Raw genomic sequence first — 1,114 nt, forward strand, 5'->3', positions numbered from 1 at the left:
GTCTTGGCCAGCTGTGGTTGATCGTCACCAACAAGTAATAAAAAAGCTGGCTGATGATAAGAGTCCTCGTTATTTTCTGGGATTTGAACGGTTGATACTGGCTGTGCTTCATTAAAATAACGATATTTCAATAGCAAATCAGAACGAATCAGCATAAAAAACAGCCCGATTATACCAACAAATATCATCATAAAATAGACACTTTTTTCAATTTTAAAGTTGTTGTTCATATTCATCACCTTGAAGCCAAAAACGAAGCTGATTTAGCTTATCAGGAGAAAGCTTAATATCTGATGAGCGCAGCTTGTTCATAACTTGTTTAAATTCACTACTATTTCTCATTGAATAATGAACATTCAAGGCCGAAAAATAAGCATCCTCTTTTTCAGGAAAAACCTCAAGAAACTGTTTCGCTGTTTCCAAGGCAACTCGATGTTCATTCAAATTAATCGCTGATTCTATTTTTTCAATAAAGTTTCTTTCATCACTTGTTGGCGAAATGTTTATTAACTGATCAAGCGTCTGATAATAGAGATAGGTATACTTCTTTCTTGTTTGTTTATCTAAGAATTCAATTCGAATATAATGCTTTAAGATATCACGATAAGCCTCCAGAGATTGAACATCTCCTTCATCAAATAAAAGCTGTTCCTCAAGCTGACGCATCGTTTTCATTAAGTCACTTTTCACCTGCTGAACCGCAGTTGCCGCATAATGAGATGTTTCTGAATCATCACTTTGAAGAGCAAGCTCAAGTGCATCTACATTTTTCAGAAATTCACCCTTTAACAAATCGATCAATATTTTCCGTTTTGTTTTATTATCATTTAAAATGAGAGCATCGTTAAACGGAATTATATCCGTTTCTTCTTCAATATCTGGTGACTTTAAAACAAAATCATCAAATTGTACACGTCGAAGAAGCCAATCCGGAAGATCATTTTTCGAGTACATTTTCCTCGACATGCTATAAGTGATAAACACACCAAAAAACGGACAGGAAAGAAGTATCATTGCTCGTAGCACAATTCCTTTTCTCTTTAAAACAAATAAGACAATGATATAAATAACAGCTAAAAGATAATAAGCAAAAAGAATTTTACCCAGCATTTAT

2 protein-coding genes are annotated in these 1,114 nt (G+C 33.8%); both read right to left on the reverse strand.

Translation table 11 applies throughout. The annotated features are described in order from the left end of the window. Window positions 1-230, reverse strand: a 230-nt coding sequence (locus FS935_RS23075; protein ID WP_146950937.1) for a hypothetical protein, incomplete at its 3' end; no start/stop codon positions are given. Next, entirely contained in the window at window positions 214-1,026 is an 813-nt protein-coding gene (locus tag FS935_RS23080; protein ID WP_158638701.1) for a hypothetical protein, read from the reverse strand. The genes FS935_RS23080 and FS935_RS23075, both read right to left, overlap by 17 nt. Window positions 1,027-1,114: the final 88 nt, after the last annotated feature.

Source organism: Metabacillus litoralis (genome assembly GCF_007994985.1).
Lineage (GTDB): Bacteria > Bacillota > Bacilli > Bacillales > Bacillaceae > Metabacillus > Metabacillus litoralis.